The sequence below is a fragment of the Streptomyces sp. NPDC046977 genome (genome assembly GCF_040644455.1).
In the GTDB taxonomy this organism is placed as follows: Bacteria; Actinomycetota; Actinomycetes; order Streptomycetales; family Streptomycetaceae; genus Actinacidiphila.
In genome coordinates this window covers 171,644-198,490 of the sequence record NZ_JBEYWO010000005.1, presented here as the reverse complement: position 1 = coordinate 198,490, position 26,847 = coordinate 171,644, and the positions used below count along the sequence as shown (strand labels likewise).

22 protein-coding genes, 2 tRNA genes and 1 pseudogene are annotated in these 26,847 nt (G+C 70.8%); 10 read left to right on the top strand and 15 right to left on the bottom strand.

The window, feature by feature from the left end; genetic code table 11:
- Nucleotides 1–13 precede the first annotated feature (13 nt).
- From ABZ883_RS10135 to ABZ883_RS10125, 3 genes are all read right to left on the bottom strand, one after another.
- Nucleotides 14–3,322: a BTAD domain-containing putative transcriptional regulator gene (locus ABZ883_RS10135; RefSeq protein WP_360904555.1), complete on the bottom strand. Its 3,309-nt coding sequence runs from the start codon at nucleotides 3,320–3,322 to the stop codon at nucleotides 14–16.
- A 35-nt stretch (nucleotides 3,323–3,357) separates the two neighbouring features.
- The gene (locus ABZ883_RS10130; protein WP_360904552.1) at nucleotides 3,358–3,732 is read right to left on the bottom strand and encodes a VOC family protein; all 375 of its coding nucleotides are present in this window, start codon (nucleotides 3,730–3,732) and stop codon (nucleotides 3,358–3,360) included.
- Nucleotides 3,733–3,832: 100 nt separating this feature from the next.
- Nucleotides 3,833–3,905, bottom strand: a tRNA-Ala gene (locus tag ABZ883_RS10125).
- A gap of 109 nt (nucleotides 3,906–4,014) precedes the next feature.
- Between ABZ883_RS10125 and ABZ883_RS10120 the strand changes: the two genes are divergently transcribed.
- Both ABZ883_RS10120 and ABZ883_RS10115 read left to right on the top strand, forming a co-directional pair.
- A complete protein-coding gene (locus ABZ883_RS10120; RefSeq protein WP_360904549.1) occupies nucleotides 4,015–4,593 on the top strand; it encodes a DNA-binding protein in 579 nt (192 codons plus the stop codon).
- Nucleotides 4,586–5,734: a serine/threonine-protein kinase gene (locus ABZ883_RS10115; protein ID WP_360904546.1), complete on the top strand. Its 1,149-nt coding sequence runs from the start codon at nucleotides 4,586–4,588 to the stop codon at nucleotides 5,732–5,734. The genes ABZ883_RS10120 and ABZ883_RS10115 overlap by 8 nt, the downstream gene beginning before the upstream one ends.
- A gap of 12 nt (nucleotides 5,735–5,746) precedes the next feature.
- Here the strand turns inward: ABZ883_RS10115 and ABZ883_RS10110 are convergent, their stop codons facing one another.
- From ABZ883_RS10110 to dnaA, 12 genes and pseudogenes are all read right to left on the bottom strand, one after another.
- The gene (locus ABZ883_RS10110) at nucleotides 5,747–6,973 is read right to left on the bottom strand and encodes a hypothetical protein (RefSeq protein ID WP_360904543.1); all 1,227 of its coding nucleotides are present in this window, start codon (nucleotides 6,971–6,973) and stop codon (nucleotides 5,747–5,749) included.
- A gap of 401 nt (nucleotides 6,974–7,374) precedes the next feature.
- Nucleotides 7,375–7,515 (bottom strand): DLW-39 family protein, encoded by a 141-nt coding sequence (locus ABZ883_RS10105; RefSeq protein WP_319132034.1) that lies wholly within the window; start codon nucleotides 7,513–7,515, stop codon nucleotides 7,375–7,377.
- A gap of 223 nt (nucleotides 7,516–7,738) precedes the next feature.
- A complete protein-coding gene (locus ABZ883_RS10100; RefSeq protein WP_360904540.1) occupies nucleotides 7,739–8,167 on the bottom strand; it encodes a hypothetical protein in 429 nt (142 codons plus the stop codon).
- A 247-nt stretch (nucleotides 8,168–8,414) separates the two neighbouring features.
- Nucleotides 8,415–8,491: transfer RNA gene (locus ABZ883_RS10095), tRNA-Ile, on the bottom strand.
- A 53-nt stretch (nucleotides 8,492–8,544) separates the two neighbouring features.
- The gene (locus ABZ883_RS10090; protein ID WP_360904537.1) at nucleotides 8,545–9,189 is read right to left on the bottom strand and encodes a DUF3566 domain-containing protein; all 645 of its coding nucleotides are present in this window, start codon (nucleotides 9,187–9,189) and stop codon (nucleotides 8,545–8,547) included.
- A gap of 60 nt (nucleotides 9,190–9,249) precedes the next feature.
- Nucleotides 9,250–11,847, bottom strand: a complete 2,598-nt coding sequence (gene gyrA / locus ABZ883_RS10085; protein WP_360904534.1) for a DNA gyrase subunit A — start codon at nucleotides 11,845–11,847, stop codon at nucleotides 9,250–9,252.
- 43 nt (nucleotides 11,848–11,890) lie between these two features.
- Nucleotides 11,891–13,933 carry a DNA topoisomerase (ATP-hydrolyzing) subunit B gene (gyrB, locus tag ABZ883_RS10080; RefSeq protein ID WP_360905120.1) on the bottom strand — a complete coding sequence of 681 codons (2,043 nt, stop codon included), beginning with the start codon at nucleotides 13,931–13,933 and terminating at the stop codon, nucleotides 11,891–11,893.
- Nucleotides 13,934–14,203: 270 nt separating this feature from the next.
- Nucleotides 14,204–14,740, bottom strand: a complete 537-nt coding sequence (locus tag ABZ883_RS10075; protein WP_360904531.1) for a DciA family protein — start codon at nucleotides 14,738–14,740, stop codon at nucleotides 14,204–14,206.
- Nucleotides 14,737–15,867: a DNA replication/repair protein RecF gene (recF, locus tag ABZ883_RS10070; RefSeq protein WP_360904528.1), complete on the bottom strand. Its 1,131-nt coding sequence runs from the start codon at nucleotides 15,865–15,867 to the stop codon at nucleotides 14,737–14,739. The genes ABZ883_RS10075 and recF overlap by 4 nt, the downstream gene beginning before the upstream one ends.
- Before the next feature lie 66 nt (nucleotides 15,868–15,933).
- A pseudogene (gene gnd / locus ABZ883_RS10065) lies at nucleotides 15,934–16,815 on the bottom strand (phosphogluconate dehydrogenase (NAD(+)-dependent, decarboxylating)); the annotation flags it as partial.
- A gap of 82 nt (nucleotides 16,816–16,897) precedes the next feature.
- Nucleotides 16,898–18,028, bottom strand: coding sequence for a DNA polymerase III subunit beta (gene dnaN / locus ABZ883_RS10060; protein WP_360904525.1), 1,131 nt, complete (start codon nucleotides 18,026–18,028; stop codon nucleotides 16,898–16,900).
- An 883-nt stretch (nucleotides 18,029–18,911) separates the two neighbouring features.
- Nucleotides 18,912–20,714, bottom strand: a complete 1,803-nt coding sequence (dnaA, locus tag ABZ883_RS10055; RefSeq protein ID WP_360904522.1) for a chromosomal replication initiator protein DnaA — start codon at nucleotides 20,712–20,714, stop codon at nucleotides 18,912–18,914.
- Between the two features lie 388 nt (nucleotides 20,715–21,102).
- Here dnaA and rpmH point away from each other — a divergent pair, with 388 nt between their 5' ends.
- The 8 genes from rpmH to ABZ883_RS10015 all read left to right on the top strand — a co-directional run bounded on the left by rpmH (nucleotide 21,103) and on the right by ABZ883_RS10015 (nucleotide 26,788).
- Nucleotides 21,103–21,240 (top strand): 50S ribosomal protein L34, encoded by a 138-nt coding sequence (gene rpmH / locus ABZ883_RS10050; RefSeq protein ID WP_003975051.1) that lies wholly within the window; start codon nucleotides 21,103–21,105, stop codon nucleotides 21,238–21,240.
- Between the two features lie 27 nt (nucleotides 21,241–21,267).
- Nucleotides 21,268–21,642 (top strand): ribonuclease P protein component, encoded by a 375-nt coding sequence (gene rnpA / locus ABZ883_RS10045; RefSeq protein ID WP_360904518.1) that lies wholly within the window; start codon nucleotides 21,268–21,270, stop codon nucleotides 21,640–21,642.
- Nucleotides 21,639–21,959 (top strand): membrane protein insertion efficiency factor YidD, encoded by a 321-nt coding sequence (gene yidD, locus ABZ883_RS10040; protein ID WP_360904515.1) that lies wholly within the window; start codon nucleotides 21,639–21,641, stop codon nucleotides 21,957–21,959. The genes rnpA and yidD overlap by 4 nt, the downstream gene beginning before the upstream one ends.
- 2 nt (nucleotides 21,960–21,961) lie before the next feature.
- Complete coding sequence (gene yidC / locus ABZ883_RS10035) at nucleotides 21,962–23,005, top strand: membrane protein insertase YidC (protein ID WP_360904512.1); 1,044 nt, start codon at nucleotides 21,962–21,964, stop codon at nucleotides 23,003–23,005.
- 15 nt (nucleotides 23,006–23,020) lie between these two features.
- Nucleotides 23,021–23,515, top strand: coding sequence for a R3H domain-containing nucleic acid-binding protein (locus ABZ883_RS10030; RefSeq protein ID WP_360904509.1), 495 nt, complete (start codon nucleotides 23,021–23,023; stop codon nucleotides 23,513–23,515).
- A gap of 130 nt (nucleotides 23,516–23,645) precedes the next feature.
- Complete coding sequence (rsmG, locus tag ABZ883_RS10025; protein ID WP_360904506.1) at nucleotides 23,646–24,362, top strand: 16S rRNA (guanine(527)-N(7))-methyltransferase RsmG; 717 nt, start codon at nucleotides 23,646–23,648, stop codon at nucleotides 24,360–24,362.
- Nucleotides 24,363–24,626: 264 nt separating this feature from the next.
- Complete coding sequence (locus ABZ883_RS10020) at nucleotides 24,627–25,676, top strand: ParA family protein (protein ID WP_360904503.1); 1,050 nt, start codon at nucleotides 24,627–24,629, stop codon at nucleotides 25,674–25,676.
- Complete coding sequence (locus ABZ883_RS10015; protein ID WP_360904500.1) at nucleotides 25,673–26,788, top strand: ParB/RepB/Spo0J family partition protein; 1,116 nt, start codon at nucleotides 25,673–25,675, stop codon at nucleotides 26,786–26,788. Before ABZ883_RS10020 ends, ABZ883_RS10015 begins: the two co-directional genes overlap by 4 nt.
- Nucleotides 26,789–26,847: the final 59 nt, after the last annotated feature.

Here is a 26,847-nt window from a genome sequence, read left to right as displayed (position 1 = left end):
CGCTGACCGGCGGTCAGACGCCGGCGGCCGGTCCGGTCAGCGCCATCAGGGCCCGGTCCACGGGGAGCCGCGCACCGCGTGCGTAGGCGGCCTCGTACGCGGGGGAGTCCAGGGCGGCCCGCACGGCGGCGTCGGTGCGGTCGGCCTCGGGGAGCGCGGGCACCGACGGGCCGCGCAGGGCGCGGGCGATGCCGAGGCGTTCGGCGGCCGCGGCGGGGTCGCCCTCGGCGAGCGAGAGCTCGGCCTGGGCCGCGGCGAGGGCCGCCGCCAGAGGCAGGTTCCGGGCGCCGTGCGCGGGGTCGGCGGCCTCCAGGAAACGGGTGCGGGCCTGCTCGGGACGGCCTTCCGCAAGGGCGATCCGGCCCAGTGCGATGAGCGCCTCGGTGCGGGCCCCCTCACCGGTGTACCAGCCGGTCAGGCACTCGGCCAGGGCCAGCTCGCACAGCCGGCGCGCCTCGGCGAGGTCGCCCTCCAGCCGTGCGCACTCGCCCAGGCCGAGGTGGGCGCCGGCCAGCAACTCCCGGGCACCGGACCTGCGGGCGAGCTCCAGGCACGCGGTGAAGTCGGCCCGTGCCCGGTCGGTACGGCCCGCGATGACGGCGCTCTTGCCGCGCTCGCCGAGCAGTTCGGCGACGTTCTCCGTGGCGCCGAGCTCCCGCGCGACGGCCAGTGCCTCGTCCACGAGCCGCAGGGCGCGCGGCTGGTCACCGCGGGCCCCGGAGAGCCAGGCCAGCTGGGTCAGGGCCATGGTGCTGCCCCACCGGTCGCCGAGCGTGCGGAAGGCCGCGAGCGCGGCGGTGAACTCCGCCTCTCCCGCGTCGATGTCGCCCTCCACCATCCACAGCTGGAATCCCGAGCCGATGTGCATCAGCGCGGTCTGCCAGGGGTCCTCGGCCTGTCCCGCCAGCTCCTGCCGGTACACCGCGTACGTCTCGGTGTCGGGGACGCCGGAGAAGGGCGCCCACAGCAGGTTGAGCACGGGGAACCGGCGCGGCAGGCCGCCGAGCCGGCGGACGACCTCGGCCACGGAGGCGAAGTGCGCGGCCAGTTCGCCCTGGTCCGCGGTGCCGGCCGCGGCCGTCATGACGCACAGGGCGTACTCCTCGTCCAGCCCCTCCGGCGGGCCCGTCCCGGCCGCCCGGAGCAGTTCGGCCGCGGGCTGGGCACCTTCGTACCGCATGCCGCGGAGCATCCAGTAGGTGCACAGGGAGGCGAGCAGCCGCAGGGCGGCGGCGGTGTCGCCCGCGGCGACCGCGCCGCGCAGGGCGGAGTGCAGGTTGTCGTGGTCGGCGGCGAGGCGGCCCAGCCAGTCCAGCTGTTCCGCGCGCCGCAGATGGGGGTCGGCGGTCAGTGCCAGGCGGAGGAAGTACGCGGCGTGCGCGCGGCGCAGCGGCTCGCTCTCCCCGGCCTCCGCGGCGCGGTCGGCTGCGTAGGCGCGAATGGTCTGGAGCAGCCGGTAGCGCGTCCCGTGGGCGCCGCCGCCCTCGGGCCGGTGGACGACGACCAGTGACTTGTCGGCGAGCGAGGCCAGCAGATCGAGTACGTCGTCGGCGTCGATCACGGGGGTGCCCGGCGCCGGGTCCGCCGGTCCGGCGCAGACCGCCTCGGCGGCGGCGAGGGTCCAACCGCCGGCGAAGGCGGACGTCCGGCGCAGGACGGTCCGTTCCTCCTCGGACAGCAGCTCCCAGCTCCAGTCGACGACGCCGCGCAGGGTGCGCTGGCGCGGGGTCGCGGTACGGCTGCCGCGGGACAGCAGCCGGAAGCGGTCCCCCGCGCCGGTGGCACCGGGGAGGGTGTCGAGCCGGTCGGCGATCTCGGCGGCCGACAACGAGCGCAGCCGGGCGGCGGCCAGCTCGATGGCGAGCGGAATGCCGTCCAGGGCCCGGCAGATGCGCGCGGCGGCCCCGGGGTCCGGCAGGCTCTCGGCGGAGCCGGCGGCCGCGGCCCGGTCGGCGAGCAGCCGGACCGCGGGGGAGGCGAGCACGGCGGCGTCGTCCGCCCCCTCCTCCGGCAGCGGGAGCGGCGCGAGCGGCGACAGCGCCTCGCCGGTGATCCCCAGCGCCTCGCGGCTGGTCGCCAGGACCCGCAGGCCGGCGCAGCCGGACAGCAGACCGTGGGTGAGGCGCGCCACGTCCTCGACGAGGTGCTCGCAGTTGTCCAGCACCAGCAGCAGCTCGCGATCGGTGAGCGCCGCCGTGAGCCGTGCGAGGGGACCGGGGGCCGCCGCCTCCCGGCCGGCGGAGGACAACGGGCCCGCCTCGCGCAGCCCCAGCGCACCGGCGACCGCCTGCGGCACGGCCGAGCCGTGGGTCAGTCCGGACAGGTCGACGAAGCACGCCTCCCCGGCGTACCGGCCCGCCGCCTCGACGGCGAGCCGGGTCTTGCCCGCGCCGCCCGGCCCGACCAGGGTGACCAGCCGCGCATCGGCCAGCAGCGACCCGATCCGCCGCAGCTCCTCCTCGCGTCCGACAAAGCTGGTGAGCTGGGCCGGCAGCGTGTGCCGCGGGGGCGGGGCGGACGGCGCAGACGATGTTTCACGTGAAACACCCGAAGCGCGGGAAACGGGCATCGCGACAACGGCCGGTCCCGCGTCGCCGCGCAGTACGGCCAGATGCGCCTCGGCGAGTTCCGGCCCGGGGTCGGCACCCAGGGAGTCGGCGAGCTCACGCCGGGCGTCCTCGTACACCGCCAGTGCCTCCGACTGGCGTCCGCAGCTGTACAGCGCCCGCATCAGCTGGGCCTGAAGTCGCTCGCGGAGCGGATACGCCGCCACCAGCTCCCGCAGTTCGGCCGCCAGCTCGCCGTGCCGGTGCGGGTCGTGCAGGAGGTCCGCTGCGATCCGGTCCTCCAGGGCCGCGACACGCAGCTCTTCCAGACGCGTGATCTGCGGCCCGGCGAAGGGTGCGTCGCCCACGTCCGACAGCGCGGACCCCCGCCACAGCCCGAGCGCCTCACGGAGCAGCCCGGCTGCCCGGGCGGCCTCGCCGTCGGCCAGCGCCCCGCGGCCCTCGGCGGCCAGCAGCTCAAAACGGTGGACGTCGACCTCGTCCCGGGACACGGCGAGCCGGTATCCACCGGGGTGGCTCTCGACGGGCGCCCCGATCGCGGAACGCAGCCGCGAGACCTGCGACTGGAGGGCGTTGCCCACGCCGGCCGGCGGCTCCTCGCCGTACAGGCCGTCGATCAGGCGCTCGGTGCTGACGATCCGCCCGGCGTCCAGCAGCAGCATCGCGAGCAGCGCACGACGCCCGGGCCCGCCCGCCGCAGCGGTCACCCCGTCGGGCCGCAGCGCCCGCGTCTCCCCCAGAATCCCGAACCGCACGCCGCCGATTCTGCCGCACCGTGCCCCCGAACGGGCTAGTCCTCCTGGAGCACGGCGAGGACATTGCCCGCCGGATCGGTGAACCAGGCGATCGGCGGACCGCCGGTGCCGCGGGCGATGCCCTTCTCGTCGTGCTCGATGCCGGGGTAGCGCTGAAAGGCGACGCCGCGCCGGACCAGCCCGTCCACCGCCCGGTCGATGTCGTCGACGGGGAAGTTCAGGACGGTGAACGACGCCGGGGTGTGGTCCGGCTTCGGGTAGACCAGCACCCGGGTGCCGCCCTCGATCCGCAGGGTCAGCAGTCCGTGCTCCTCGCAGACGTCCAGCCCCAGCGTCCTCCCGTAGAACTCCGCGGCCCTGTCGATGTCGTCCACGGCGAAGCCGCTGAACGCCCTCGTTTTTCCGAACATGGCTCCAGCATGCCGAAGCGCCGGACGGCCCGCCCTCCGAACGGCGGCGGAAACACGACGGGCCGGGACCTCGATGAGGTTCCGGCCCGGTCGGGAAGTGTGGAGCCTAGGGGAGTCGAACCCCTGACATCCGCCATGCAAAGACGGCGCTCTACCAACTGAGCTAAGGCCCCGTGCCGCAGACCAGCGTACCGGCTGCCGCGACGATCACCGACCGAGTATCCGTGTCCGTAGGATGACGGGCAAGTTCGCGGCCGCAAAGGTCACCCGTCAGGAGCCCGCATGGACATCTCGCAGCAGGATGCCACCGCACGCGCGCGGGAGATGCAACGCACCTGGTACGGCGAACCGCTCGGGGCGCTCTTCCGTGAGCTGATGGCCGATCTGGGGCTCAACCAGGCCCGGCTGGCCGGGGTCCTGGGCCTGTCGGCGCCGATGCTGTCGCAGCTGATGAGCGGGCAGCGGGCCAGGATCGGCAATCCGTCGGTCGTCCAGCGGCTCCAGGCGCTGCGCGAACTCGGCGCGGAGGCCGCCGACGGGACCCTCACCGCCGACGAGGCGGCCGGCCGGATGGAGGAGATCCGGCGGTTGGAGGGCTCCCCGGTCCTGGGCACGACGCAGAGTTCGACCGGCGGGCAGCACCGGCCGCCCGCGCGCCGTGTGGTCCACGAGTTGCGCACGCTGCTGCGCACCGTGGCGATGCCCGCCGAGATCGCCGAGGCCGCCGACACCCTCGCCCCGGCCCACCCCCAACTGGCAGAGTTCCTCCGTGTGTACGGCGCCGGGGCCGCCGAGGACGCGGTCCTGCACTACGAGGCGCACCAGCAGCGCGACCGGGGGGCGGACGCCGGGCATGGGTGAGGTCTTCGCGGGCCGGTACGAACTGGTCGACCCGGTCGGACGCGGCGGTTCGGGTGCGGTGTGGCGGGCCTGGGACCGGCGGCGCGGCCGCTATGTCGCGGCCAAGGTCCTCCAGCAGAGCGACGCCCACGCCCTGCTGCGCTTCGTCCGCGAGCAGGCCCTGCGCATCGACCACCCGCACGTCCTCGCCCCCACGAGCTGGGCGGCCGACGACGACAAAGTGCTGTTCACCATGGACCTGGTGCGCGGCGGTTCGCTGGCGCACCTCATCGGCGACTACGGCCCGCTGCCCCCGCGCTATGTGTGCGCCCTGCTCGACCAGTTGCTGTCCGGACTGACCGCGGTGCACGCCGAGGGCGTGGTGCACCGTGACATCAAACCGGCGAACCTCCTCATGGAAGCGACCGGCACCGGCCGCCCGCATCTGCGGCTGTCGGACTTCGGCATCGCGATGCGCAAGGGCGAACCCCGCCTGACCGCCGCCGACTACGTGGTCGGCACGCCCGGCTACTTCGCGCCCGAGCAGATGATGGGCGCCGACCCGGACTTTCCCGCCGACCTGTACGCCGCCGGGCTGGTCGGGTTGTACCTGCTGTGCGGCGCCAAGCCCGACGCCGAGGCGATCGTCACCCAGTACACGCACGGGATGCCGCGGGCGCCGCTCGGAGTCCCGGGCCCGTTGTGGGACGTCGTCGGGACGCTGCTGCAACCCGACCCCGAGGCCCGTTTCCGCACCGCGTCCGGCGCCCGCAAGGCACTGGCCGCCGCCGTGGACCTGCTGCCCGAGGCGGACCCCGGCGAGGAGCCGGTGGAGGTCTTCGACCAGATCGGCCCGCTGCCCGGGGGCTTCACCCCGGACGGCCCGGAGCACCCGGCGCCGGCCGCCGAGGACACCGGCAGTTTCCGGCTGCCGCCGCCGCTGCCGCCTGCCGCGGCGGTGCCGGCCGTCCCCACCCCGCCAACCCCGTCGACCCGGCCCCCGGTCACCCCGGCGCCCACCCGCCCGTACACGACGTCCCCCGCCGTACCGGCCGTCGCAGGCGGCCGTCCCGGCCCCACCGCCCGGGTGGTCGTGCCCGTACTGCTGGTGGCGGCGCTGTGCTTCGCCTTCGGCATCTGGGCGGTGGCGGCCTCCTCCTGAGGGCGCGCCAGGTCACGCGGTGGCGCGCCGCCGCGCGGAGGCCGCCCACACCGCCAGGAACAGCAGCAGTACGGTCCCGGTCCCCAGGGAGGCGAACCCGGCCAGCCGCAGGGCGGATTCGCCCCCGGAACCGTCCTCCCCCGGCAGGCCGAGGTCGGCGGTGGGGTCGCCGTCGTACCGCGGAGCGGCCAGCGTCTCGCCCTCCAGGCCGATCCGCAGCGTGACGGGAAGGGCGCCCCGCACCAACCCCGCGACGTCCCGGTGGACGGTGACCGCCACGTAGTACGGACCGGCGAAGCGCGCCGCGGAGACCTTGTCCAGGGACTCCCAGCGGTTGGCGTAGGCGACTTTCCCGGTGGTCGCCGTGACGGAGGTCTGCCGCCCGGAGTACGAGCCGGTGGCGCCCGTGACGAATCCCCAGCGCGGGTTGTAGACCTCCACGCGCACCCCCGAGGCCGCGAAACCGCCGGTACCGGTGACCGGCGCGTTGGCGAACTCGGCGTCGATCCAGGCCTGCCGCCCCCACTCCACGGGCACCTCGTAGAAGCGGGTCTGCCCCGGCGGCACCCGGTCCTTCCACACGCCCGCGCCGAGCCGCGCCGCCCCCGCGAAGTCGGTGCCGCCCGCGGTCGCGCGAGCGGTGCCGGCCGCGGGCACGGGGGTCTGCGTACCCGCGCTCGCGGCGGGCCCGGGCGTGGCGCCGGGGAGGAGCCCCGGCTCGGTCGTGAGGCGGATCTGCAGCGGCCACGGCGCCGGGTCCGAGGTGCCCGCAGCCCTGCGGGTCACGGTCAGGATGTAGGCGTGCGCCTGCTGGCACGGCTCGTCCGCGCCGATCGTGCGCTTGACCCAGGTGCCCAGCGGCCGGGCGGCGCCGTCGCCGGAGAAGGTGCGGTAGGCGCTGTCGCAGCGGGTGCCGTCGGTGCTCTCCAGGCTCAGGTCGACTCCGTCCCCGAACGCCACCGCGCTGCCCGGCCGGGGGAGCGCGAAGACGGCGAGGTAGGCCGAGGTCGCGGCGTCGAGCTGGACGGCGTAGCGCCGCGCGTCCTCGCCCGGGGGCAGCGTGTCCCGGTAGAGCACGCCGGCCGTGAGCCCGGGGGCGTCGGCCGTGCTCGGCTCGCCCTGTACGGCCTCGCCCCGCGGCTGCCAGGACGGCGCGGCGGTGTCGGCGAGGGCCGCCGCCGCGGGTCCGGCCGGCAGCAGGAGCGCGGCCACCAGGACCGCCACCGCCTTGCGGATCACGCCGGGTCCCTCCGCCGGGTGCCCGGTGCGGCCGGCGTCGCACCGGTGCCGGTGCGCTGACCGGGTGTCAGGCCGGGTGCCATTCGCGTCAACTGCCGTACGGGCGCTGCCGCGTCGTGTGCGCCCCCGCCGGAGCGGGGGCGCGCGGTGGTGTCACGCCGGGCCCGTGCGCCCCCCACAGCGGCTCCCAGGGCCGTCCTGCACCGGGCACAGCGGCCGCCCGGCCGCGGCCGTTCTCGTCGCATGTGCCGTTCCCCCTCGCACCTCGTCGGCTGCGGCGACGCTATTGATTTGCGGGAGCAAATACAAGGGGATCCCGTCACGGTCGCACAACGGCGAAGCCCCGGCCATACCGTGGCCGGGGCTTCGGGAATCCTTGTGTGATGCGGGCCTTGCCCGCCTCAGACGCTCGCGCCGGAACCGGCGGGAACGGAGTCGGTCGCCTCCGTCCACAGGTCCTGCTCGGCGCGGTCCGCCTGGATCTGGCGGTACACGAGAAGACCGCCGATGGCGGCCAGTGCGACCAGGAGCAACTTCTTCACCGCGCGACCTCGTCCTTCTTGCGTGGGGGTCCTCCGACCAGCCCGACTATACACACCGGTCGATATCGAACGGTGATCTGTCTATCCACCCCAACGGTAGTACGCGAGATGAGGAAACGGTCCGTCCGAATGAAAACCGGACCCCTCCCAGCTCATCGGGGGCGGCCTTCCCGCAGGTGGAACTTCGTCCTTGCCGGGGCGGTTCCACGGGAAACAGGCGCGGTCAGTGGGGACCGCGGCGCGGCGGACGCAACAGGGCCCACATGTCGAGCAGTTGGACGACGTCATGGAGTCGTCCTGCGAGCCGCCCCACCGTGGAGCGCCGCAGGGTGCACAGCCAGACGTAACCGGCCAGGGAGACGCACAGGCATCCCCAGCTCTGCCACCACAGGGCCCGCATGTCCGGGTCGCGCCCCGTGCACGCGTACAGCGCCAAGGTGAGCGTCGTCGCCAGGCCCAGCGCGACCAGCCCGGCTCTGACCACCTGACCGCGGGCCGCCCACCGGGAGGCAAGAAGGCCGGCGGGAATCCGGAGAACGACATGGAACATCAGCAGCCAGATCATCAGCGCGAGAGTCTGGCCGTAGGTCGCCGTGGACACAGCGGGAATGCGGGAGAAACCCACGGCCAGCACCACGCCGCTGACATGCATGGCAACCAGGTTCAGCGGGACATGCCACGGCCCGGCCCATTGGCGCCCGTTGTCATCCGCCCGCACGACGCCCTCCCCTGCCCGCTGCCGCCGAGCAGCGTATCCACGGGATCGCCGGTCAGAGGGCGGCCCGGGCGCGCGTGAGACACGTCACGATCCGCCACGGTCCCTCACCCGGACGGCATGCCGCGCCGCGTCATCCGGAAATGCCGAAGGGCCCCGGGAGATTTCCCGGGGCCCTTCACGCTGGTGGGGCTAACAGGACTTGAACCTGTGGCCTCTTCCTTATCAGGGAAGCGCTCTAACCGTCTGAGCTATAGCCCCGCGCTGCGTCGCGTTGAAAGATTAGCGCACACGGGGCCATGTCCCAAAATCGGTTACTCGTCCTCCGCCAGGGTCAGCTCGACGCCGCCGACCAGACCCGCCGACATGTTGTAGATGAAGGCGCCGAGCGTGGCCAGGGCGGTGGCCAGCACGACGTCGATGACGGCGATGATCGAGGTGAAGGTCAGCACCCGCGACATCGACAGGAACGACACCAGGTCGAAGCCGCCGTCCGAGCCGGACGAGGTGGCCTCGCTGAGGGTCCCGCCGACCGTGCTGAAGACGCCGATGGTGTCGAGCACCATCCACAGCACGGCGACCGCCACGATCGTGCAGACGCCCAAGGCGATGGAGAGCAGGAAGCTGACCTTCATCACCGACCACGGGTCGGCCTTGGCCACCCGCAGCCGGGCCTTGCGGGTCCGCGGGACCTGCCGGGCCGCCGGACGCGGCTGGCGGACGCCGGCGGTGGCCGGAGGGCCTGCCGGGGGCGCGTACGCCTGTGGCGGCTGGTGCGGGCCCTGGGGGGCCTGCTCGACGGCGCCGGGCACGGCCCCATAGGTCTGCGTCTGCTGTCGCACCGCGTGCTGGTGGTGCGGCGGACGGGTGTCAGTCACGGTGGTTCCCCCCTGATGCGGGCCGCTGTCCGTACGTGAGCCAGGGGCACCACCGATCGCGTCCGGAGCCGCAGCCGGCATCGGCTGCGCCCCTTCCGCTCCCGTCCCACCCGCGGCGCCCTCGGCTCCACTCACGGCTACTTACTCCTCCGACTCGGCAGCCGCGGGCTGCTCGCCCTCGGCCTCTTCGGCGGCGACGACCTCTTCGGCCTCCGCCCCCGCCTCGGCATTGCGCGCGATGCCCACAACGGCATCCTTCTTGCCGAGATTGATCAGCTGGACGCCCATGGTGTCACGCCCGGTCTCGCGGATCTCGTTGACGCGGGTGCGGATCACTCCGCCGCCGAGTGTGATGGCAAGGATCTCATCCGTTTCCTCGACCACCAGCGCCCCGACCAGTGAACCCCGGTCCTCGACGATCTTCGCCGCCTTGATGCCGAGTCCGCCGCGGCCCTGGACCCGGTACTCGTCCACACTGGTCCGCTTGGCGTACCCGCCATCAGTGGCGGTGAAGACGAACGTACCCGGTCGGACGACATTCATCGAGAGCAGTTCGTCCCCTTCGCGGAAGCTCATGCCCTTCACGCCCGATGTGGCCCGGCCCATCGGCCGCAGTGATTCGTCCGTCGCCGTGAAGCGGATGGACTGCGCCTTGCGGCTCACCAGGAGCAGATCGTCGTCCGGTCCGACCAGTTCCGCGCCGATCAGCAGGTCCTCGCCGCCGTCCTCGGTCTCCCGGAGGTTGATCGCGATGACACCGCCGGAACGGGGCGAGTCGTAGTCCTTCAGCGGGGTCTTCTTCACCAGGCCCGAACGGGTGGCCAGCACCAGGTAGGGCGCCGCGTTGTAGTCGCGGATGGCCAGCACCTGGGCGATCTGCTCGTCCGGCTGGAAGGCCAGCAGGTTGGCCACGTGCTGGCCGCGGGCGTCGCGGCCGGCGTCCGGCAGCTCGTAGGCCTTGGCGCGGTAGACCCGGCCCTTGTTGGTGAAGAACAGCAGCCAGTGGTGCGTGGTGGTGACGAAGAAGTGGTCGACGATGTCGTCCTCCTTCAGCTTCGTGCCGCGCACCCCCTTCCCGCCGCGCTTCTGGGAGCGGTAGTCGTCCGTCTTGGTGCGCTTGACGTAGCCGCCGCGGGAGATCGTGACGACGATGTCCTCCTCGGCGATCAGGTCCTCGATGGACATGTCGCCGTCGAAGGGCACCAGCGCCGAGCGCCGGTCGTCGCCGAACTTCTCGACGATCGCCGTCAGCTCCGTGCTGATGATGCCGCGCTGCATCTCGGGCGAGGCCAGGATGCGGTTGTACTCGTTGATCTTCGCCTGGAGCTCGTCGTGCTCCTGGACGATCTTCTGCCGCTCCAGGGCCGCCAGCCGGCGGAGCTGCATCTCCAGGATCGCGTTGGCCTGGATCTCGTCGATCTCCAGCAGGCCCATCAGGCCTTCACGCGCCACGTCGACCGTCGCGCTGCGCCGGATCAGGGCGATGACCTCGTCGATCGCGTCCAGGGCCTTCAGCAGACCGCGCAGGATGTGGGCGCGCTCCTCGGCCTTGCGCAGCCGGAAGCGGGTCCGGCGGACGATGACCTCGATCTGGTGGGTCACCCACTGCTTGATGAACTGGTCGAGCGAGAGCGTGCGCGGCACGCCGTCGACCAGCGCCAGCATGTTGGCGCCGAAGTTCGTCTGCAGGTCCGTGTGCTTGTAGAGGTTGTTCAGCACGACCTTGGCGACGGCGTCGCGCTTGAGCACGATCACCAGGCGCTGACCGGTACGGGACGAGGTCTCGTCGCGGACGTCCGCGATGCCGCCGACCCGGCCGTCCTTCACCAGGTCGGCGATCTTCTGGGCCAGGTTGTCCGGGTTCACCTGGTACGGCAGCTCGGTGACGACCAGGCACTGCCGGCCCTGGATCTCCTCGACCTCGACGACCGCGCGCATCGTGATGGAGCCGCGGCCGGTGCGGTACGCCTCCTCGATGCCCCGGCGGCCCACCACGAGGGCACCGGTCGGGAAGTCGGGGCCCTTGATGCGCTCGATGAGGGCGTCCAGCAGCTCCTCGTTCGTCGCCTCGGGGTTGGCCAGGCACCACTGGGCGCCCTCGGCGACCTCGCGCAGGTTGTGCGGCGGGATGTTGGTCGCCATGCCGACCGCGATACCGGCGGAGCCGTTGATCAGCAGGTTGGGGAAGCGCGACGGCAGGACCGTCGGCTCCTGGTTGCGGCCGTCGTAGTTGTCCTGGAAGTCGACGGTCTCCTCGTCGATGTCCCGGACCATCTCCATCGACAGCGGCGCCATCTTGCACTCGGTGTACCGCATGGCGGCGGCCGGGTCGTTGCCCGGGGAACCGAAGTTGCCGTTGCTGTCGACCAGCGGCATGCGCATCGACCACGGCTGCGCGAGGCGGACCAGCGCGTCGTAGATCGAGGAGTCGCCGTGCGGGTGGTACGTGCCCATGACGTCGCCGACGACGCGGGCGCACTTGTAGAAGCCGCGCTCGGGGCGGTAGCCGCCGTCGTACATCGCGTACAGCACGCGGCGGTGGACGGGCTTGAGTCCGTCGCGGACGTCGGGCAGCGCGCGGGAGACGATGACGGACATCGCGTAGTCGAGGTAACTGCGCTGCATCTCCGTCTCGAGGCCCACGGGCTCGATCCGCATGGTGTCCGTCACCGCGGCGCCCTCGGGCGTGACGGGCGTGGGGGAATCCCCGCCGGAGGCAGGGGAGGTGTCGTCGGCCATTGCTGGTCAAAGTCCTTTCGAGCTGCGGCTGATGGGGGCCGACTCAGATGTCGAGGAAGCGGACATCCTTGGCGTTGCGCTGGATGAAGGAGCGCCGGGCCTCGACGTCCTCGCCCATCAGCACCGAGAAGAGGTCGTCGGCGAGGGCCGCGTCGTCCAGGGTGACCTGGCCCAGCACACGGTGGTCGACGTCCATCGTGGTGACCCGCAGCTCCTCGGCGTTCATCTCGCCGAGGCCCTTGAAGCGCTGGATCGAGTCCTCGCGCACCCGCTTGCCGTTCTGCCGCCCCAGCTCGATCAGGGCGTCGCGCTCGGAGTCGGAGTACGCGTACTCGAAGTCGTCCCGGCCCCACTTGATCTTGTACAGCGGGGGGCGCGAGAGATAGACGTGACCGGCCTCGACCAGCGGCCGCATGAAGCGGAACAGGAAGGTCAGCAGCAGGGTGTTGATGTGCTGGCCGTCGACGTCGGCGTCGGCCATCAGGATGATCTTGTGATACCTCAGCCGCGAGATGTCGAAGTCCTCGTGCACACCGGTGCCGAAGGCCGAGATCAGCGCCTGGATCTCCGTGTTCTGCAGGATCTTGTCGATCCGCGCCTTCTCCACGTTCAGGATCTTGCCGCGGATCGGGAGGATCGCCTGGTACTGCGGGTTGCGGCCGGACTTGGCCGAACCGCCGGCGGAGTCACCCTCGACGATGAAGATCTCGCACTTGCTCGGGTCGTTGGACTGGCAGTCGCTCAGCTTGCCCGGCAGCGACGCCGTCTCCAGCAGGCCCTTGCGGCGCGTCAGATCGCGTGCCTTGCGCGCCGCGACGCGGGCGGTGGCGGCCTGGATCGACTTGCGGATGATGTCCGCGGCCTCGTTGGGGTTGCGGTCCAGCCAGTCCGTCAGGTGCTCGAAGACGACCTTCTGGACGAAGGTCTTGGCTTCGGTGTTGCCCAGCTTGGTCTTCGTCTGGCCCTCGAACTGCGGCTCGCCGAGCTTGACCGAGATGATCGCCGTCAGACCCTCGCGGATGTCCTCGCCCGTGAGGTTGTCGTCCTTCTCGCGGAGCAGCTTCTTCTCGCGCGCGTACTTGTTGACCAGCGTGGTCAGCGCGGCGCGGAAGCCCTCCTCGTGCGTACCGCCCTCATGGGTGTGGATGGTGTTCGCGAAGCTGTAGACACCCTCGCTGTACTGAGTGTTCCACTGCATCGCCACCTCGACCGAGAGGAGGCGCTCCTTGTCCTCGGCCTCGATGTCGATCACCGAGGGGTGGACCGTCTCGCCCTTGCGCGAGTTGAGGTACTTCACGAAGTCGACGATGCCGCCCTCGTAGTGGTACGTCACCGTGCGCGGCTGGCCCTCGTTCTCCAGGTCCGCGTGCTCGGGGCGCTCGTCGGTCAGCGAGATCGTCAGGCCCTTGTTGAGGAAGGCCATCTCCTGGAAGCGCCGCGACAGCGTCTCGAAGGAGTACTCGGTGGTCTCGAAGATGTCGCCGTCGGCCCAGAACGTCACGCTGGTACCGGTCTCGGAGACCGGCTCGTTCTTCTGCAGGGGGGCGGTGGGGACACCGAGCTTGTAGTCCTGGGTCCAGCGGAAGCCCTCACGCCTGACCTCGACCGCGACCTTGTTGGACAGGGCGTTCACCACGGAGACGCCGACGCCGTGCAGACCGCCGGAGACGGCGTAGCCGCCGCCGCCGAACTTGCCGCCGGCGTGCAGCACGGTGAGCACGACCTCGACCGCGGGCTTGCCCTCGGACGGCACGATGTCCACCGGGATGCCGCGGCCGTTGTCGATCACGCGCACGCCGCCGTCGGCGAGGATCGTGACCTCGATGGTGTCCGCGTGACCGGCCAGCGCCTCGTCGACGGAGTTGTCGACGACCTCGTACACCAGGTGGTGCAGGCCGCGCTCGCCCGTCGAGCCGATGTACATGCCCGGGCGCTTGCGAACCGCGTCCAGGCCCTCCAGGACGGTGATCGCGCTGGCGTCGTACGCGCCCCCGTGCGGGGGCGCGGCGGAGCCTTCGGCTGCGGACGTATTGATCTCGTTGGGGTTGCCGGAATCGGCCACGAAGCGCCCTTTCTGGCACAGCACGAGCCGGGACCCGCGGAGCGGGAGCGGCTGCATCACTTCGACATCGATCGACGGGTCCCGCTGGGATCCCCCGGTGCCGGAGGCCAGGGGCGGGCGTCTTGCTACCAGTCTACCGGTAGCGCCGACATAGATGGGGCTTTGGCGGTACCTGAGTTCCCGCCTACCCGTCGGAAGTGCCTCCTGCCGACTCCCTACACGCGCACCGGGTCTCAAAACCGCTCACGCGGGCGCACAGGGCTTCGACCTGATTACGCACAGCAGGTTTCCGGCCTATCCGTACGTATCGCCCGGCCCACGGCTCCCGGGAGCCCTCAGACGCCCGTACGACCGCACCGGTCCCCCCGGTCCCAGCACCTTGATCAATTTGACCGTGCCGTGACCGAGATCGGCATTCAGCCTGGCCACCAGGGTCGGCGCGAGCAGCCGCAGCTGGGTCGCCCAGGCCGTGGAGTCGCACTGGACGGTGAGGACCCGCTCCTCCTCGTCGTACCGCTGCGGCTCGCAGTGCAGCGCCACGTCGGTACCGACCAATTGCGGCCAGCGGCCCATCACTCCGCCCACCGCCGCGGGCGCCTCCCAGCCGCGCTCGGTGATCAGCCGGTTGATCGCCGCACCGAGCGGCAGCGGGTCGCGGCCGTCGGCCCGGGCGCCGCTGCGCAGCCCGCCGCGGCGGGCCTGCTTCTTCTGCTGGACCGCGGCGCCCTTGGCCCGCGCCTGCTCCTTGGCCGCCCGCAGCGCCACCCGCGCCAGGTCGACGCCGGACAGCGGCCTGTCCTGCGCGGGAGGTTGTGCCTGCTGCTCGCTCATACCCGCTCCACGCCGCCGCTCTCCACCGCGTAGCGGGCGCCGATCAGCACGCCCGGCACGTCGTCGTCCACAGCCGCCGTCACGAGCACCTGCTCGCCGGGGGCCACCAGTTCCGCCAGACGGTCGCGGCGCCGGGCGTCCAGTTCCGCGAAGACGTCGTCGAGCACCAGCACGGGTTCGCCGCCGTCCGCGCACAGCAGCTCGTACGAGGCCAGCCGCAGTGCCAGGGCGTACGACCAGGACTCCCCGTGGCTGGCGTACCCCTTCGCGGGCAGCCGGCCCAGATTGAGGGACAGGTCGTCACGGTGCGGCCCGACCAGGGTGACCCCGCGCTCGATCTCCTGCTTGCGGACCTCTCCCAGGGCCTCCAGCAGCAGTCCGTACAGCTCCTCGCGGCCGGACGCCCCCGCGATGCGCTCGCCGACCGAGCTGCGGTACTCCAGCGCGACCGGGCCGCCGCCCGGTGCCAGTTGCTCGTACGCCTTGTCGGCCAGCGGCTGCAGCGCGTGCGTGAGGTCCAGGCGCTGCGCCAGCAGCTCGGCGCCGGCCCGGGCCAGATGCTGGTCCCACACGTCGAGCGTGGACAGATCGGCACCGCGGCCGCCGTGGCGGCGGGCCATGGCCGCCGACTTCAGCAGGGTGTTGCGCTGCTTGAGCACGCGCTCGTAGTCGCTGCGCACACCCGCCATCCGGGGCGCGCGGGCGGTCAGCAGCTCGTCGAGGAAACGCCGGCGCTCCCCGGGATCGCCCTTGACCAGGGCCAGGTCCTCGGGGGCGAACAGCACGGTCCTGACGATGCCCAGCAGATCGCGTGGGCGGACCTGGGAGGAGCGGTTGAGCCGGGCGCGATTGGCGCGGCCGGGATTGATCTCCAGCTCCACCAGCTGCTGGCGGTCGCCCTGGACCACGGCCGCCCGGACGATCGCCCGGTCCGCGCCCATGCGCACCAGCGGGGCGTCACTGGCGACCCGGTGACTGGCGAGGGTGGCCAGATAGCCGACCGCCTCGACCAGATTGGTCTTGCCCTGGCCGTTGGGCCCGACGAAAGCGGTGACGCCCGGGTCGAGCGGGACCTCGACCCGGGCGTAGGAGCGGAAGTCGGCGAGCGACAGATGCGCGACGTGCATGGCTGTGCGACGCCTCCTTCCCTCGTGGGCGCGCTGGGCACCCGGTGGACATGACCGCCGGGGCGGCTACTTCTTGGACTCGACGGCGTGGCCGCCGAACTGGTTGCGCAGCGCGGCGATCATCTTCATCTGCGGGGAGTCGTCCTGGCGCGAGGCGAAGCGCGCGAAGAGCGACGCGGTGATCGCGGGCAGCGGCACGGCGTGGTCGATGGCCGCCTCGACGGTCCAGCGGCCCTCGCCGGAGTCCTCGGCGAAGCCCTTGAGCTTGCCCAGGTGCTCGTCGTCGTCCAGGGCGTTGACGGCCAGGTCCAGCAGCCAGGAGCGGATGACCGTGCCCTCCTGCCAGGAGCGGAAGACCTCGCGCACGTCGGTGACGGAGTCGACCTTCTCCAGCAGCTCCCAGCCCTCGGCGTAGGCCTGCATCATGGCGTACTCGATGCCGTTGTGGACCATCTTCGCGAAGTGGCCGGCGCCGACCTTGCCCGCGTGCACCGACCCGAAGTTGCCCACCGGCTTGAGGGCGTTGAAGACCGGCTGGACCTTCTCGACGTGCTCGGCGTCGCCGCCGTACATCAGCGCGTAGCCGTTCTGCAGGCCCCAGACGCCACCGGAGACACCGCAGTCGACAAAGCCGATGCCCTTGGCCGCCAGCTCCTCGGCGTGCTTCTCGTCGTCCGTCCAGCGGGAGTTGCCGCCGTCGACCACCACGTCCCCGGGGGACAGCAGCTCGCCCAGCTCGTCGATGGTGGACTGCGTCGCGGCACCGGCCGGCACCATCACCCACACCACACGCGGCGCCGCCAGCTTGTCCACAAGTTCCTGCAGGCTGTGGACGTCGGCGAGGTCCGGGTTGCGGTCGTAGCCGACGACAGTGTGTCCGGCCTGGCGGATGCGGGTGCGCATGTTCCCGCCCATCTTGCCGAGACCGATGAGACCGAGCTCCATCGTTGATCCTTCGTTCGAAGCCTGCCTGACCTAGGTCGAGCCTACGTCGGCCCCTGAGGGCCGACGTGACCGGACAGGCCTCGCATCAGCCGGACAGCCGGACCGGCATGATGAGGTACTTGTACGCATCGTCCGCCTCGGCGTCGGCCGCCGGACGGCCGCTCAGCAGCGCGGGCTTGGTCGACGTGGTGAACGACAACTGCGCCACGGGGGAGTCGATCGCGCTCAGACCGTCCAGCAGGAACGTCGGGTTGAAGGCGATCGAGATGTCGTCGCCGTCCAGCTTGGCGTCCACCCGCTCCACAGCCTGTGCGTCGTCGCTGGACCCGGCCTCCAGGGTCAGCACGCCCTGCTCGAAGCTCAGCCGCACCGGCGTGTTGCGCTCGGCCACCAGGGCGACGCGCTTGACGGCCTCGACGAACGGGGCGGTCTCGATGACGGCGACGGAGTTGAACTCGGTCGGGAAGAGCGTGCGGTACTTCGGCAGGTCGCCCTCGAGCAGCCGGGTCGTCGTACGGCGGCCCGCGCCCTCGAAGCCGATCAGGCCCTCGCCCGCGCCGGAGCCGGCCAGGGCGATGGAGACGGAGTCGCCGTTGGTGAGCGACTTGGCGGTGTCCAGGAGCGTCTTGGCGGGCACCAGGGCGACCGCGGAGATGTCCGGGGTCTCCGGCTTCCACAGGAACTCGCGGACCGCGAAGCGGTAGCGGTCGGTGGCGGCCAGGGTGACGGTGTCGCCCTCGATCTCGATCCGCACACCCGTGAGCACCGGGAGGGTGTCGTCACGGCCGGCGGCGATCGCGACCTGGGCGGCGGCCGCGGCGAAGACCTCGCCGGGGACCGTGCCGGAGGCGGTCGGCATCGCGGGCAGTGCCGGGTACTCGTCCACAGGCAGGGTGTGGAGTGTGAATCGCGAGCTGCCGCAGACGACGCTCACGCGCACACCGTCGGTGGAGATCTCCACAGGCCTGTTGGGAAGTGCCCGCGAGATGTCGGCGAGCAGCCGGCCGGAGACCAGGACGGTGCCGTCCTCCTCGACGTCGGCCTCGACGGAGACCCGGGCCGAGACCTCGTAGTCGAAGCCGGACAGGCTCAGCTGGCCCTCCTCGGCCTTCAGCAGCAGCCCCGCAAGGACCGGCACCGGGGGACGGGCCGGGAGACTGCGGGCCGCCCAGGCCACTGCCTCCGCGAGTACATCGCGCTCCACCCGGATCTTCACCGGAACCGCCTCCTGCTGTTGCTGGCTGTCTGTGGCCGACTGTCTCTTGGCCCTGCTGGCCCTCTTGCCGGGGAACAGTCTGACAGCCGCCACCGACATGCGGTGCGCGTTGGGGTCAAGCCGGAGCGGGAGGGGTCGGGCGGTCGACGGCTCGTTTGTGCACAGGCCCCGCTTCGAAGCAGGTCTCCCGGTATCTATCCCTGGTCGTAGTAATAGGGGGTGTGGATACCGTGGATAAGTGGTTCCTGCGCAGGTCAGGCCGCGTTTTTTGTCCACCGCGCCTGTGGGTGGAGCCCGTGGACAAACAGCCCCGTCTGTGGACAGCCCGACGTTGTGCACACCCGATGCACAGGTCGGTGCCGGTTCTCCCCAGCCCTGTCCCCAGGAATACCCAGGTTCTCCCCAGCCCAACCCACCACGTTGGTGTGACGCGGTTCACTCCGACCGGTGATGGGCCGTGTCGGGTTGCCGAACAGTGGACAGAACTGTGGAGAAGCCACCCGGATGTGGGGACAACCGCCCCGATCCTGTGGGCGACCGGTGGACAACTTCGTGGACGTCCCCGGAGGCCGTCCGCACGTCCACAGTCTGTGGATCCGGGTTGCCCACAAATCCACACGCCTCCCAGCAGGCGCGATGAGTCTCCCACAGCCCCGGCTGTGGACGAGTTCTGGACAACTCGGGCATCCCCAGGCTGTGGACGGGGAAAACCCGGCCGTCGCTGTGGAGAGACGTTCCTGTGCCCGGCTCACGGCCGGCGCGTTCGAACAAAGCGAAGCGCCCCGGGAGTTGGCCCCGGGGCGCTGAGGAGATGCTGAGGACGTACGGAAGCCGTGGAGGCCGCTGAAACGGCCGGCAGGAGACGGCCGGCAAAGGACCGCGGTCAGCTCTTGATGCGGTTGGTGAGCTCGGTGACCTGGTTGTAGATGGACCGCCGCTCGGCCATGAGGGAACGGATCTTCCGGTCGGCGTGCATCACCGTCGTGTGGTCACGGCCGCCGAACAGCGCGCCGATCTTCGGCAGCGACAGATCCGTGAGCTCACGGCACAGGTACATGGCGATCTGGCGCGCCGTGACCAGCACCCGGCTGCGGGAGGAGCCGGAGAGGTCCTCCACGTCCAGCCCGAAGTACGAGGCCGTCTCCGCCATGATCGCCTGGCCGCTGATCTCCGGAACGGAGTCCTCGCCGCCCGGGATCAGGTCCTTGAGCACGATCTCGGTCAGCTGGAGGTCCACCGGCTGCCGGTTGAGGCTCGCGAACGCGGTCACCCGGATCAGCGCGCCCTCCAGCTCGCGGATGTTGCGCGAGATCCGGGAGGCGATGAACTCCAGCACCTCCGGCGGGGCGTTGAGCTGCTCCTGCACGGCCTTCTTGCGCAGGATCGCGATCCGCGTCTCCAGCTCCGGCGGCTGGACGTCGGTGATCAGGCCCCACTCGAAGCGGTTGCGCAGCCGGTCCTCCAGGGTGACCAGCTGCTTGGGCGGCCGGTCCGAGGAGAGCACGATCTGCTTGTTCGCGTTGTGCAGGGTGTTGAAGGTGTGGAAGAACTCCTCCTGCGTCGACTCCTTGCTCGCCAGGAACTGGATGTCGTCGACGAGCAGGATGTCCATGTCGCGGTACCGCTTGCGGAACGCGTCCGCCTTGCCGTCGCGGATGGAGTTGATGAACTCGTTGGTGAACTCCTCCGAGCTCACGTACCGGACCCGGGTCCCCGGGTACAGGCTCCGCGCGTAGTGCCCGATGGCGTGCAGCAGGTGGGTCTTGCCGAGGCCGGACTCGCCGTAGATGAACAGCGGGTTGTACGCCTTGGCCGGCGCCTCGGCGACCGCCACCGCCGCGGCGTGCGCGAAGCGGTTGGAGGCGCCGATGACGAAGGTGTCGAAGAGGTACTTGGGGTTCAGCCGGGCGGTCGGTTCGGCAGGTCCGCCGGAGCCGCCCGAACCCGTGCCCATGCCCCCCGGGCCCGCGCCCGGGCCGCCGCTGTGGCCGGAATGAGCGCTGTGGCCGCCGTGGTTGCTGTGGCTGTTGTGGTTGCCGTGCCCTCCGGGGCCGACGGGACCGCCACCGTTGTGGCCGCCCGGTGTGCGGGGGGCCGGCATCGGGGGCAACGGGGTCGCGGGGGGCTCGCGGCGGGGCGGGACCTGGTGCGCCGGCGGCATCTCGTAGCGCGACGGGGGCGACGGATAGGGCTCGCGCTCCTGGAAGTCGGCGAGCCGCTGCTGCTGCCAGTGGTCCTCGGGACCGCGGGGCGGCCAGCCGCCGGGGGCGCCGGCCTGGTGCTCGGGGTAGGCGCGGCGCATGCGCGGGCCTTCCCCGTAGCCGTGCTGCGGCTCGTCGTAGGGGGACGGCTCGGGGTCGTACGGCCCCTGCGGCATCTCGTGGGCGGGCGGCGGCGGAGGAGCCGCCTCCTGCTCGCTGCCCGAGGCGACGGCGATGGCGATGCCCACCGGGTGACCGAACTCACGGCTGAGCACTTCGGTGATCAGCGGGAGGAGTCGTCCCTCCAGCACGCTCTTGGCGAACTCGTTGGGAGCCGAGAGCACGGCGGTACCCGCGACCAGGGCGAGCGGCTGCGTGCGCTGGAGCCAGTCCGCGTCCTTCGGCTTCAGATCGTCGCCGTCGACTAGGAGTTTCTGCAGGACCCTTGGCCAGACTGAGGCAAGATCGGCAGTTACGTCAGCCACAGGGCACGCTCTCTCGGTCGCTGGTCGGTGCCGATGGGTCCCACGAAGGTGTGGTTCTTGGGACGGACGGGAATGTTTTGGGGTTCCGCCACGGTAGTCAGCCGGGCCTGCCTGGTTCAAGTCGTTGTCCACAGGGTGTGCAAAACCACGTCCGTATGGCGGCGCCCACGGGCCGCCGGGCCCGCTGGTTTGACCTGATGCCTCAGCCGCGCGTACCGTAACCAGGTCGAGTTGTCGATGGCTGCTGCCGCCTGCCTACCGATGGGCGAGGATCACCGTGGTGATCGTTGAGCGGTGCACACCTGGGATGTTCCGCGAGTTTCTCGTGGGCGCACGGTGACAGCCAGGCGACGCCCCGCCAACACACGATTCATCCTGGAGCCCCCGAGTGAGCAAGCGCACCTTCCAGCCGAACAACCGTCGTCGCGCCAAGACCCACGGCTTCCGGCTGCGCATGCGTACGCGTGCCGGCCGCGCCATCCTCGCGACCCGCCGTAGCAAGGGCCGCGCCCGTCTGTCCGCCTGATCGCACCGAAGCGCGAGGTGTGATGTCGTGCTGCCCACCGAGAATCGGCTGAGGCGGCGACAGGACTTCGCGAGCGCGGTACGTCGAGGACGGCGGGCCGGACGACCCCTGCTGGTCGTCCACCTGCGCACCGACAGTGAGACAAAGGACCCGCACGCGGCGGGGGGAAGTGCTCCCCCGGCGCGTGCGGGTTTCGTTGTCAGCAAGGCCGTCGGAGGCGCTGTGACCCGGAACCTGGTCAAGCGTCGACTTCGTCACCTTGTTCGCGAACGTCTGTCCGTGCTGCCCCCCGGTAGCCTGGTAGTCGTACGAGCGCTGCCCGGTGCGGGTGACGCAGACCATTCACAGCTGGCCCGAGACCTGGATGCCGCCCTCGGGAGGCTCCTGGGGGTGGCGAGATGAAGTACCCGCTGTTGGTGTTGATCAAGATTTATCAGTGGACCATCAGCCCGTTGCTCGGTCCGGTCTGCAAGTACTACCCCTCGTGTTCTCACTACGGGTATACGGCGATCGATCGGCATGGCGCGATCAAGGGCACCGCCTTGACCGCGTGGCGGATCCTGCGTTGCAACCCGTGGTCGCTGGGCGGCGTGGACCATGTCCCGCCCCGTAAGCGACCGCCGTGGCACGCTCGCCTGCGTGAAGCCCTCCGGGGCGGCACGGCAGGCGGGTCCGCTACTCCCGAGCCCGTCGAGACCCCTAATGCCCAAGGAGCCTGACCGTGGGGATCTTGAACCCCCTCTACGACGCAGTTTCGTGGATCATTGTCCAGTTCCACTCGCTGTACGGCCTTGTCTTTGACAAGGACAGCGGATTGGCCTGGGGTCTGTCGATCGTCTCACTGGTGGTCCTGATCCGGATCTGCCTGATCCCGCTCTTCGTGAAGCAGATCAAGGCGACCCGGAACATGCAGGCGCTCCAGCCGAAGATGAAGGCGATCCAGGAGCGCTACAAGAACGACAAACAGCGCCAGTCCGAAGAGATGATGAAGCTGTACAAGGAGACGGGCACCAACCCGCTCTCCTCGTGCCTTCCGATCCTGGCGCAGTCGCCCTTCTTCTTCTCGCTGTACCACGTCCTCAGCAACATCGCGCAGGGCCACCAGGTCGGTGTGCTCAGCGCGCAGCAGGTCGCCAGCGCCCAGAAGGCCCACATCTTCGGCGCCCCGCTCGCCGCGAAGTTCACCGACGGCGCCGACAAGCTCGCCTCGCTCGGTGCCTCCGTGACCGACGTGCGCATCGTCACGATCGTCATGATCGTTCTGATGTCGGCCTCGCAGTTCTACACGCAGCGCCAGCTGATGACCAAGAACGTCGACATGACGGTGAAGACCCCGTTCATGCAGCAGCAGAAGATGCTGATGTACGTCTTCCCGATCATGTTCGCCGTCTTCGGTATCAACTTCCCGGTCGGTGTCCTCATTTACTGGCTGACCACCAACGTGTGGACCATGGGCCAGCAGATGTTCGTCATCCGCCGCAACCCGACGCCGGGCAGCCTGGCCTACAACCAGCGCCAGGAGCGCCTGAAGGCCAAGGGCATGCTCAAGGAGGAGCCTGTCGCCGCCAAGGAGGCGCAGGACGTCGCCCCGGTGAAGCGCGCGCAGCCCAAGCGGCAGACCAAGTCCCAGCGCCAGACGGGCGGGTCCGCCCAGCCGGCCGCGGGCAGCAGCAAGCCCAAGCAGGGCGGTGGTGGCGCCGCGGGCAACAAGCCGCCGAGGCCCAGCAGTGGTGCGGACAAGCCGAACCTGTCGAAGAAGAAGTAGTAGAGGAGCCCCGTCGTGACGGACGGCAACACCACCGACGCGCTGACCCGCCTCGAGCAGGAGGGTGAGATCGCGGCCGATTACCTCGAGGGGCTGCTGGACATCGCAGACCTCGACGGTGACATCGACATGGACGTCGAGGGCGACCGCGCGTCGGTCTCCATCGTCGGCGAGTCGTCGAGCCGTGATCTGAACAAGCTGGTCGGTCGGGACGGCGAGGTTCTGGAGGCACTCCAGGAGCTCACCCGCCTTGCGGTGCACCGGGAGACCGGTGACCGGAGCCGGCTGATGCTGGACATCGCCGGCTTCCGGGCGCGCAAGCGCACCGAGCTGACGGACCTGGGCGTCAAGGCCGTCGAGGAGGTCAAGGAGAGCGGTCAGCCGGTGAAGCTCAAGGCGATGACGCCGTTCGAGCGGAAGGTCGTGCACGACGCCGTCGCCGCGGCGGGGCTGCGCAGCGAGTCCGAGGGCGAGGAGCCCGAGCGTCGCGTGGTCGTTCTTCCCGCCTGATCGCCTTCCCGCTCCGGTTCGCCGGCGTACCTACCTGGCCCCGTCTGCTCGCAGGCGGGGCCGAATCTTGTCAGCCTGATGACGGCCCCTCGTGGTTCTGAGGACCCCGCACTACGGAAGGACAGTTCTCGTGACGGAAGCAGCGGCGGAGCTCCCCCCGGCGCCGGAAGTGGCGCGGGAGGTCTTCGGGGAGCGTTTCGCGGACGCGGTGCGCTACGCGGAGCTGCTGGCCGACGCGGGGGTGGGACGCGGGCTCATCGGGCCGCGGGAGGTTCCCCGGCTGTGGGAGCGGCATCTGCTGAACTGTGCGGTCCTCTCGGAGGTGATCCCGTACGGCGCCTCGGTCTGCGACGTCGGCTCCGGAGCGGGCCTGCCGGGCATTCCCCTGGCGCTGAGCCGCCCCGATCTCACGATCACGCTCCTGGAACCGCTGCTGCGCCGGACCACCTTCCTGGAGGAGGCCGTCCGGCTGCTCGGCCTGGACAATGTCGGGGTGGTGCGTGGGCGGGCCGAGGAGATGATCGGCAAGCTGCCCCCGGTGGATGTCGTGACCGCCCGCGCGGTGGCCCCGCTGGACCGGCTGGCCGGCTGGGGGATGCCGCTGCTGCGTCCGCACGGCGAGATGGCCGTGCTGAAGGGGGACACCGCTGCGGAGGAGCTGAAGGCCGCCCGGGCCGCGCTCAGCCGGCTCGGTGCTGCCGAGACCTCCGTGGTCCAGGTCGGCGAAGGGGTGGTGGACCCCCAGTCCACCGTGGTCCGAGTGCTGGCGGGGGAGAGCCCCGGCGGTGTTCGTGCCGCGACCCGGCGCGCCAAGGCCGCCCGGGCCAACCGCCGTCGCCAGCGCTGAATGTGACGTTGGCGACATCCCCCGACTGTGCTCCATACAACCGGTCAAACCAGGACAACCCGGAGTGTCGGATAGGAAACAGATGCGCGCCTGCGCATCGTGTTTCACGTGAAACGGCGCTCTCTGCTTCCAGGAATCCTCGGTCGCGCCCGTGCGGCGGCCGAATCGCTGACCCAACGGGCCTCGGAATCGATCGCTCCGGCGAGCCGACCGGAGGATTCATCCACAGGAGAACGGGCCTCACTGGTTCGCGACCCCGAAAGCATGGCAGGCTCTGTTCATTGCGAGCTTGTAGTCGAGGAGAGTGAATCCTTGCGGTCCGACGCCAACATCGCGGGACCGATGGCCGATCCGGTCCCCGGTCCCCGTACCGAGCTGTTCGGGGAGGATGTTTCACGTGAAACACCGCCCCCGATGGACGACACCCCCATCGGCCGAGCCGCCCAACTGGCCGTCGAGGCTCTGGGGCGGGCCGGTGAAGGACTCCCCCGCCCAGCCGAGACCAGAGTGATCGTCGTCGCCAACCAGAAGGGCGGCGTCGGCAAGACGACCACGACCGTCAACATGGCGGCCTCCCTGGCCCTCCACGGGGCCCGGGTACTCGTCGTGGACCTCGACCCCCAGGGCAATGCCTCCACGGCGCTGGGGATCGACCACCACGCCGAGGTGCCATCCATCTATGACGTCCTGGTCGAGAGCAAGCCGCTCTCCGATGTCGTGCAGCCGGTCCCGGACGTGGAGGGGCTGTTCTGTGCCCCCGCCACGATCGACCTCGCCGGTGCGGAGATCGAGCTGGTGTCCCTGGTGGCACGAGAGAGCCGGCTGCAGCGGGCCATCGAGTCCTATGAGCAGCCCCTCGACTACATCCTCATCGACTGTCCGCCCTCGCTCGGTCTGCTGACCGTCAACGCCCTGGTGGCCGGCGCCGAGGTGCTCATCCCGATCCAGTGCGAGTACTACGCGCTGGAAGGTCTGGGGCAGTTGCTGCGGAACGTGGAGCTGGTGCGCGGCCACCTCAATCCCAAGCTGCACGTCTCCACCATCCTGCTCACCATGTACGACGGCCGGACCCGGCTCGCCTCACAGGTCGCGGAGGAGGTGCGCACCCACTTCGGCAAGGAAGTGCTGAGCACGAGCATTCCGCGCTCCGTCCGCATCTCGGAGGCGCCCAGCTACGGTCAGACCGTGCTGACCTACGACCCGGGGTCCAGCGGGGCGCTGTCCTATCTCGAGGCGGCGCGGGAGATGGCGATGCGGGGTCTCGGGGGCGGTAGTGAGTTCAACGAACAGAGCAGCACGGAGGGGATCCAGTGAGTGAGCGACGCAGAGGGCTCGGCCGTGGTCTTGGCGCGCTGATTCCTGCCGCACCCAACGGTGCGGACCAGGCAGCCGCGACCGCGGTGGCCACGGCGGCGGCCGCGGCCGCTCCCGCTGTGGCGGTCCTGGCGCCGGAGCGGGGGATCGCGGTGGCGAAGGTTGCCGCTCTGCCTGAGCACAGTGGGACCGTGGAGATCCCTGTTTCACGTGAAACGCAGGAAGGGACCGTCGACCAGGGGCCGGCTCCGGTGGCGGGGGCGTACTTCGCGGAGGTTCCGCTCGACGCGATCACCCCCAACCCCCGGCAGCCGCGTGAAGTCTTCGACGAGGACGCCCTGGCCGAACTCGTCGCCTCCATCAAGGAAGTCGGTCTGCTGCAGCCGGTGGTGGTCCGGCAGACCGGCACCGACCGCTACGAGCTCATCATGGGTGAGCGTCGCTGGCGGGCCAGCCGCGAGGCCGGGCTGGATCGCATTCCGGCGATCGTCCGTGCCACCGAAGACGAGAAGCTCCTCCTCGACGCGCTGCTGGAGAACCTGCACCGGGCGCAGCTGAACCCGCTGGAAGAGGCGGCCGCCTACGACCAGCTGCTGAAGGACTTCGCCTGTACGCATGAGCAGCTGGCCGACCGGATCGGCCGGTCCCGTTCCCAGGTCTCCAACACCCTGCGGCTGCTGAAGCTCTCGGCGCCCGTCCAGCGCCGTGTGGCGGCCGGTGTGCTCTCTGCCGGGCACGCCCGCTCCCTGCTCGCCCTGGAGGACGTGGAGGACCAGGACAAGCTCGCCAGCCGGATCGTGGCCGAGGGGCTGTCGGTGCGTGCGGTCGAGGAGATCGTGCATGTGATGAACTCCGAGACCGCACCCGTCCGGAAGTCCGCGACACCACGGGCCGGCAGGCGGGTCTCCCCCGCTCTCACCGATCTGGCGCTCCGTCTGTCGGACCGTTTCGACACCCGGGTGAAGGTGGACCTCGGCCAGAAGCGCGGGAAGATCGTCGTCGAGTTCGCCTCGATAGAAGATCTGGAGCGCATTCTCGGTTCGATGGCTCCCGGCGAGAGCAACACCCTTCAGCGGTCGCTCACCGAGGAGACCGACGAAGACGAGGAGTGAGGCCGGCCTCACCGCCCGGCCCTCAGGGCCGACTCAGCACAGGACAGCGGGCCACGTTC

Excerpts from the sequence above, each read along its gene's own strand:
- ABZ883_RS10100 (WP_360904540.1), bottom strand. The coding sequence starts at position 8,167 with ATGCATGTCAGCGGCGTGGTGCTGGCCGTGGGTTTCTCCCGCATTCCC.
- gyrA (WP_360904534.1), bottom strand. The coding sequence starts at position 11,847 with ATGGCCGACGACACCTCCCCTGCCTCCGGCGGGGATTCCCCCACGCCC.
- ABZ883_RS10075 (WP_360904531.1), bottom strand. The coding sequence starts at position 14,740 with ATGAGCGAGCAGCAGGCACAACCTCCCGCGCAGGACAGGCCGCTGTCC.
- ABZ883_RS10115 (WP_360904546.1), top strand. The coding sequence starts at position 4,586 with ATGGGTGAGGTCTTCGCGGGCCGGTACGAACTGGTCGACCCGGTCGGA.
- ABZ883_RS10120 (WP_360904549.1), top strand. The coding sequence starts at position 4,015 with ATGGACATCTCGCAGCAGGATGCCACCGCACGCGCGCGGGAGATGCAA.
- ABZ883_RS10020 (WP_360904503.1), top strand. The coding sequence starts at position 24,627 with ATGGCAGGCTCTGTTCATTGCGAGCTTGTAGTCGAGGAGAGTGAATCC.
- ABZ883_RS10090 (WP_360904537.1), bottom strand. The coding sequence starts at position 9,189 with ATGCCGGCTGCGGCTCCGGACGCGATCGGTGGTGCCCCTGGCTCACGT.
- ABZ883_RS10130 (WP_360904552.1), bottom strand. The coding sequence starts at position 3,732 with ATGTTCGGAAAAACGAGGGCGTTCAGCGGCTTCGCCGTGGACGACATC.
- recF (WP_360904528.1), bottom strand. The coding sequence starts at position 15,867 with ATGCACGTCGCGCATCTGTCGCTCGCCGACTTCCGCTCCTACGCCCGG.
- yidD (WP_360904515.1), top strand. The coding sequence starts at position 21,639 with ATGAAGTACCCGCTGTTGGTGTTGATCAAGATTTATCAGTGGACCATC.